Source organism: Candidatus Thiodiazotropha sp. AKAK3 (assembly GCF_058244645.1).
The window spans coordinates 241,592-248,563 of the sequence record NZ_JBSYOQ010000077.1 but is presented as its reverse complement, the minus strand read 5'-3'; the positions used below and the strand labels follow the sequence as shown (position 1 = coordinate 248,563).

The 6,972-nt window shown below is 49.3% G+C and carries 6 protein-coding genes and 1 tRNA gene; 5 read left to right on the top strand and 2 right to left on the bottom strand.

Features of this window, described 5'->3' with window-relative positions:
• Window positions 1-265 precede the first annotated feature (265 nt).
• Window positions 266-1,168, top strand: a complete 903-nt coding sequence (locus tag AC4IE7_RS21400) for a bile acid:sodium symporter family protein (RefSeq protein WP_490778910.1) — start codon at window positions 266-268, stop codon at window positions 1,166-1,168.
• A 114-nt stretch (window positions 1,169-1,282) separates the two neighbouring features.
• On the opposite strand, the gene AC4IE7_RS21395 is transcribed toward AC4IE7_RS21400, so the two are convergent.
• Window positions 1,283-1,633, bottom strand: a complete 351-nt coding sequence (locus tag AC4IE7_RS21395) for an acyl-CoA thioesterase (protein ID WP_490778909.1) — start codon at window positions 1,631-1,633, stop codon at window positions 1,283-1,285.
• Window positions 1,633-2,031 (bottom strand): YybH family protein, encoded by a 399-nt coding sequence (locus tag AC4IE7_RS21390; RefSeq protein ID WP_490778908.1) that lies wholly within the window; start codon window positions 2,029-2,031, stop codon window positions 1,633-1,635. Before AC4IE7_RS21390 ends, AC4IE7_RS21395 begins: the two co-directional genes overlap by 1 nt.
• Before the next feature lie 181 nt (window positions 2,032-2,212).
• On the opposite strand from AC4IE7_RS21390, the gene AC4IE7_RS21385 reads away from it, so the two are divergent.
• The 4 genes from AC4IE7_RS21385 to tig all read left to right on the top strand — a co-directional run bounded on the left by AC4IE7_RS21385 (window position 2,213) and on the right by tig (window position 6,965).
• Window positions 2,213-2,905 (top strand): hypothetical protein, encoded by a 693-nt coding sequence (locus tag AC4IE7_RS21385; RefSeq protein WP_490778907.1) that lies wholly within the window; start codon window positions 2,213-2,215, stop codon window positions 2,903-2,905.
• 61 nt (window positions 2,906-2,966) lie between these two features.
• Complete coding sequence (gene parC, locus AC4IE7_RS21380; RefSeq protein ID WP_490778906.1) at window positions 2,967-5,216, top strand: DNA topoisomerase IV subunit A; 2,250 nt, start codon at window positions 2,967-2,969, stop codon at window positions 5,214-5,216.
• Window positions 5,217-5,501: 285 nt separating this feature from the next.
• Window positions 5,502-5,586, top strand: a tRNA-Leu gene (locus tag AC4IE7_RS21375).
• Window positions 5,587-5,678: 92 nt separating this feature from the next.
• Complete coding sequence (gene tig / locus AC4IE7_RS21370) at window positions 5,679-6,965, top strand: trigger factor (RefSeq protein ID WP_490778905.1); 1,287 nt, start codon at window positions 5,679-5,681, stop codon at window positions 6,963-6,965.
• The last annotated feature ends 7 nt before the right edge of the window (window positions 6,966-6,972 follow it).

Sequence of the window (6,972 nt, the reverse complement as noted above, 5' to 3'; positions counted from 1 at the left end):
GTGGGGCATGGCCCCACCCTACGATTTTTTCCTGTGCATCAAAACAGTTTGCGTAGGGTGGGGCCATGCCCCACCACTAAGGCTGAAGCACACAAGCCCCTGTTTCTTTTGTGCTCAAAATCTATTTTCGAATATCCACAGATTGCATTTACAATACCACCTCTGTGGGGGATAGCAGTTTTCTTTGAGCAGGTTATGAGTTGACATCTAACCGTCAATGTTATTCTGTTTCAAAACTGTGGTTCTTCTTGATAGCGTGTCATAGATGATTGATAAAATTACCCGGCTCTTTCCTGTGTGGGCGATACTGCTCTCTCTCTTGGCGTATTTTGTTCCGGATCTGTTTGCCGGTTTAAAGCCAGCAATAGTGCCTCTGTTGGGCTTGGTTATGTTTGGCATGGGTATGACTCTGAGCTGGGTCGACTTTAAAAGTGCTGTAAAAAAACCAAGCCTGATCGGTGTCGGGGTTCTGCTGCAGTACGCATTGATGCCTTTTGCGGCCTGGATGATTGCCGAATTATTAGGATTGCCGCCCTATCTGATGGCTGGAATGGTGTTGGTTGGGGCTTGTCCAGGAGGAACTGCCTCGAATGTGATTTGTTATCTGGCTCGAGGGGATGTTGCCTTATCCATAACCCTTACAACAGCTTCGACTCTGTTGGCAATCATTGCCACGCCGCTGCTTACCTGGGTCTACGTTGGTGAGAAAGTCCCTGTGCCGGTGGAGAGTATGCTTTGGTCGATATTTAAAATAGTCCTGCTGCCTGTTGCATTGGGGGTTCTGGTAAACACACTTTATGGTCGTAAATTGAGACAGGTTAAACACCTTTTTCCTCTGATATCCGTTTTAGCAATTGTGGTGATCATTGCCATAATTGTTGCCCTTAACCAAGGGAATATTGCACGTATCGGGGTTGCATTGGCCTTGGCTGTTATGTTGCATAACTTGATTGGGCTGGCAGGTGGCTATTGGATCTCTCGCCTGTTGGGTTGGGATGAGAGGATATGCCGTACCTTGGCTATAGAGGTAGGTATGCAGAATTCAGGGCTGGGTGTTGCTTTGTCGGTTAAATATCTTTCAGCTGCAGCAGCATTGCCAGGTGCCATATTCTCCATATGGCACAACTTGTCTGGTTCTATGTTGGCAGGATACTGGTCGAGGCGCTGATAAGCATTTAATAGAGGTGCCCTTAAGTTGAGGCTTCCGAGAAGTTGCTATCCAGGATATTCAGAATTGAGTAAGAGGCCTTTCTTTTTTCCTTCTTTGCTGGACTTCAGATATTCAGATAGCAGTTTTTTTGCCAGAGTCATCAAGGGATACAAATGTGATCGTGGTTGAAAATATGCTCGACTCCTGACCGCATTCAGAATCTTCGGCAAGTACGGAGACCCGGTATTGAACCGATGACTCACCCTTTTTGCTCTGCTGGATATCGAAACGGAGAATGGCACCCTCCTGCACGCTGCGATGAAAGGTTACCCGATCCATGCCTTTGGTTACGAAGTGTCGACCGGGGTAGTCGTGAACTGCTGCAATCCAGGCGTACTCATCGACCCACTTCAGCAGGTTGCCGCCAAACAGGTAGCCATACTGGTTAAGATGTTGGGGCAGTACCAGTTTGTGATTTTCCACTACGCTTTCAGTTCTGGTGGTGGTGTAGGAGAGTTCTGATGCATGATCAGATGCCAGCCTTGATCACCCTTGCGAAAGATATTGGTGGCATAGACCGGTTGCATCCCCGCTTCGGGGCCAGCATTGACCCACTCTTCGATCAGATGAATGGCGATACTCTCTGACTCAATCCAGCTGAGGTGTTTGATCTGCATCTCCAGAGAAATATCGCTGTTGAGTAAGGAGGACCAGACCTCTTCGATTGCCGCCCTGCCGCGTTGAATGGGCATCATTGGAAGCAGGCAGAGGGTCTCCTCACTCTCATCCCATACCGCCATCATGGCACTTAGGTTTTTTTCATCGATTGCATCATAGTAGGCATCTTCAGCATCTTGGGGGGTGGAGAATGGGGTGGCCATATTGCTTTCCTGATCTTGTCACTGTTGGATTGTTGAGGATTCTACGGGATTCCCTCATAGAGATGATAGAGGGTGTTTATTAATAAGGTGATCGATGAAGCTACAGGCTCCACAGGTTTGTTGCTTTGATGAGCCAGTTGGTAGCGAGGTTGAGCACAAATAATCCTGTGTAGAAGGGGCTATGCATCACCTGATTGATGGATATCATGGTGGTGCTGCTTATCACTTGGCGATACTTTCTCCCATGTGCATCACCATCCCCTCATCCGCAAATGTTGGACGCAGTCGATCCTTTCCCGCCTGGGTCTGGCTGACAGAGACACCGGTAAGATTATTAACTGCAGCAGGACTGTTCAGTCTGCTGCTGTGGCTGATAGAGCTCTTGCTGTTGCAGGGTCAATCCTGGGATTGGATGATTTTCGATCTTATGTTTGCAATTTTGCCCGCATCTCTTTTTGGTGCTGTGCTGAGCCATATGCCCATTTGGCTGAAAGTGACCCCTCTACGTTATGTCAATTATGGGATGCTGTTTTTTGTGATATTGGCCACTCAGTTGGTTTTTCACCTGTCGATAATATTCAGTGGTTCACCCGGTCCGTTCTACCTCTCTCTGCTATTGATAACCTGGATTGCCTGTTTGAAATTGGTGAAAAATTTCTTAAGCAGCAGTTTTCAGCGGCGTCGTTTTATTGAACAGGCTCTGTTTTCTCTCTTGTTGGGGGGAGTCTCACTCGGGGCGCTGTTAGCGGTACTGAACCTTTCAGGAGCGCTTGAGGGCCAGCAATACTACTGGCTGGCTGGACTCTCTTATCTGCTGCCGCTGGTGGTTTTTCTGCTTATTCGTAGCTTGCGTGAGACGCCACGTATTCCCTAACTCCTCCGCTTTCCGTATCATCTGGCCTCTTCCTGGCCAGTAGCAACACTTAACACAATAGATGACTGATAAAATCGATCAGAGTTTTGAGGGGATCGAACGGGTTCCCCTCAATGAGTTTACCGAGAAGGCGTACCTGAACTATTCCATGTATGTCATTCTCGACCGGGCGCTGCCAAATATCGGCGATGGGCTGAAGCCGGTTCAGCGCCGGATTGTCTATGCCATGTCTGAGCTTGGCTTGAGTGCGGGGGCTAAATTCAAGAAGTCGGCGCGAACTGTCGGTGATGTACTGGGTAAATTCCATCCCCATGGTGATTCAGCCTGTTATGAGGCGATGGTGCTGATGGCCCAGAGCTTTTCCTATCGCTATCCACTGGTGGATGGGCAGGGTAACTGGGGATCGCCGGATGATCCTAAGTCTTTTGCCGCAATGCGATATACCGAATCCAAGTTGACGGTCTATGCGCAAACTCTGCTCTCAGAATTGGGGCAGGGGACAGTGGAGTGGGCGCCCAATTTTGATGGCACCCTACGCGAACCTGAGATTCTTCCTGCAAGACTGCCGAATGTACTGTTGAATGGTTCATCAGGTATAGCGGTCGGCATGGCGACAGATATTCCGCCGCATAATCTGCGGGAGGTTGCAGGCGCCTGTGTCCATCTCCTGGAATCGCCTAAGGCCACTCTTGAAGAGTTGATGGCGTACATTCCAGGACCGGATTATCCAACTGACGCTGAAATCGTCACCCCGGCCGAAGATCTGATCAAGGTCTATGAGACAGGGCATGGTTCGATCCGGATGCGTGCCTGCTATGATCGCGAGAACGGCGACGTTATTGTCACTGCACTGCCTCATCAGGTATCCGGAGCGAAAATACTGGAGCAGATTGCGGCCCAGATGCAGGCCAAAAAACTACCGATGGTCGAGGATCTACGGGATGAGTCCGATCATGAGAACCCAACCCGCCTGGTGATTGTGCCTCGTTCCAATCGGGTTGATGTGGCTCGTTTGATGTCACATCTATTCGCCACCACCGATCTTGAACGGAGTTATCGGGTCAATCTGAACATGATTGGTATTGATGGCCGTCCTGCGGTGAAGAATCTGCGTGGGCTGCTTACTGAGTGGCTCAGTTTTAGAACCGAAACGGTTCGCCGGAGATTGCAGTATCGCCTGGATGAAGTGCTTGAGCGATTGCATATCTTAGACGGTTTAATGATCGCCTACCTTAATATTGATGAGGTAATCGCGATTATCCGCTATGAAGATGATCCCAAGTCTGAGCTCATCAAACGTTTTTCTCTCTCTGAGGTGCAGGCGGAAGCAATTCTCAATCTGCGTCTGCGCCATTTGGCCAAATTGGAAGAGATGAAGATAAAGGGTGAGCAGGATGAGCTGGAAAAAGAGCGCAAATCACTGCAATTACTACTTGGCTCCAAACAGCGGATGCGCACCCTGATTCGCAAAGAGTTGCAGGCAGACTCAGAAAAATACGGCGATGAGCGGCGTTCCCCCATTGTCGAGCGAGAATCTGCTGAAGCCTTGGATGAGACAGATCTGACCCCAAGCGAAGCAGTCACAGTCGTGCTCTCAGAGATGGGTTGGGCTCGTACAGCAAAAGGGCATGAGATCGATCCGGCAGGTTTGAACTATCGGGCGGGTGATGGATTTCTTGCTGCTACCCGTTTAAAAAGCAACCAGCAGGCGGTGTTTTTGGATTCTAATGGGCGTAGCTACTCTCTGCCCGCACATACCCTGCCCTCTGCACGTAGTCAGGGGGAGCCGCTTACAGGTCGGCTCTCTCCAGCTACCGGTGCTACATTCTGCGCGGTATTGGGTGGGGATACCCAGCAAGAGTATCTGCTGGCTTCAGATGCTGGTTATGGATTCCGGGTTGGACTGGCAGATATGCTGGCAAAGAACAAGTCAGGTAAAGCCTTGTTGAGTTTGCCCAAAGGGGGGCAGGTGATGGTGCCGGAAATGATCACCGATCTCGAGTCGGATCGGGTGGTGAGCATCTCCAATGAGGGGCGTATGTTGGTCTTTCCGGTCGCAGAACTACCTAAACTTGCCCGAGGCAAAGGTAATAAATTAATCTCAATTCCGCCAAAACGAGTGGCGGCGCGAGAGGAGTTTGTGGTTGCTATTGCCGTCGTGCCAAAGGGTGGCAGCCTTACCGCCCATGCGGGTAAGCGCTATATCGTGCTCAAACCTTCTGATCTGGACGGTTTTCAGGGCGAAAGGGGGCGGCGTGGTGCAAAGTTGCCGAGGGGATTTCAGCGGGTTGATCGTGTTGAAGTTTCCTGAACTTCAACAGGCGGCTGGCTTTTTTAGCCTGTCGGTGTTTATTAACTTATTGATATAAATTAACAAAACTTAGTATAACGCGAATTTTTTTATCTTGATCCAGGGTCTGAGAAGGTATAAAAACAGAAGGAGTTTGAGCTTGTAGGCGTCAAAAAATGTACTTAAAGTGAAATAACCGCACTTTTGGTTCACATTTGCCGTAGAGACTTACTCCCTAGATCGTTATAATGGTCAGTTCACAGCTGGGTAATTGGGGCTTAGAAACCAGTGATCTGGCAGAATCAAGCGAAAGTGGCGGAATTGGTAGACGCGCTGGATTTAGGTTCCTGTGGGGTAACCCGTGAGAGTTCGAGTCTCTCCTTTCGCACCATTTTTCCCTGAAGGTCGATAAGTTAGACTGGCAGGAAATTTCCATACCAAATTAAGAATTTAATGACAGATAGGGCTGTCAGGAGAATATACATGCAAGTTTCGGTGGAATCGGGAGAAGGGCTTGAGCGACGTCTAACCGTCGAGTTGCCTGCAGAGCAGATCGATGCGGAAGTGACGAAGCGCCTACAGCAGATTGGCCGAACCGCCAAGTTGGATGGTTTTCGTCCTGGTAAGGTACCTATGAAGTTTTTACGTCGTAACTATGGCGGACAGGTATTGCAGGAGGTCTACGGCCAGATGATAGAGACCAGCTATCAGGAGGCCATACAGCAAGAGAAGCTGCAACCTGCGGGCATGCCAAAAATTGAGCCTGGCGAATCAAATGAAGAGGGACGTTTCAGCTACGTGGCCACTCTGGAAGTAATGCCTGAAATTACCTTGAGTAAGGTAGAAGGTGAGGTTAAACGCCCAGCTGCAGAGATCACAGAGCAGGATATCGATGAGATGATTCTGAAGCTGCAAAAGCAGCGTGTAACCTGGAATAGCGTCGATAGAGCTGCTGCAGATGGGGATCAGGTAAAGATCAGTTTTACAGGTACCATAGATGGTGAGGCCTTCGAGGGCGGTAGTGCTGAGAATGTCGACCTTGTATTGGGTTCAGGAAGAATGATCGAAGGTTTTGAAACTGCCCTGGTTGGTATGTCGAAAGGGGAGAAGAGCAGCATCGATCTACAATTCCCTGAAAACTACCGGGTGGAAGAGTTGGCAGGAAAACCTGTAACGTTTGCGGTAGAGATCAGCGATATTTCAGAAGAGGTACTACCTGAGGTCAATGATGAGTTCGCCAAGGAGTTTGGTGCAGCGGATGGCGTTGATAAGCTGAAAGCGGATGTGCGTGAAAATATGCAGCGCGAGCTTGCACAACGAATCGAAGCCCAAGTGAAGAATCAGGCAATGGATCTGGTTTATGAGCAGAACAAGATCGACATCCCCGCTGCGATGGTGGATGAGGAGATCGAAGCGCTGCGTAAGCAGACCAGGCAGCAGCTGGGCCAGGGGGCTGGAACCTTCGAGCTGCCCCGTGAAATGTTTGAAGAACAGGCTAAAAAACGGGTCACTCTTGGATTGGTGATTAGCGAAATAGTTAAGCAAAACGACATTCAGGTCGATAACGATCGAGTAAAGAAGAGAATTGATGAATTTGCTGCCAGTTATGAGAAGCCTGAAGAAGTGGTAAATTACTACTACAACGATGAGCAGCAACTAGCAGCAGTACGTAATGTTGTGATGGAAGATCAGGTCGTAGATTGGATTCTTGACCAAGTCACCATTACAGATGAGCAGACAACCTTTGCCGAATTGACGGATCAGGGTTGAAGTACAG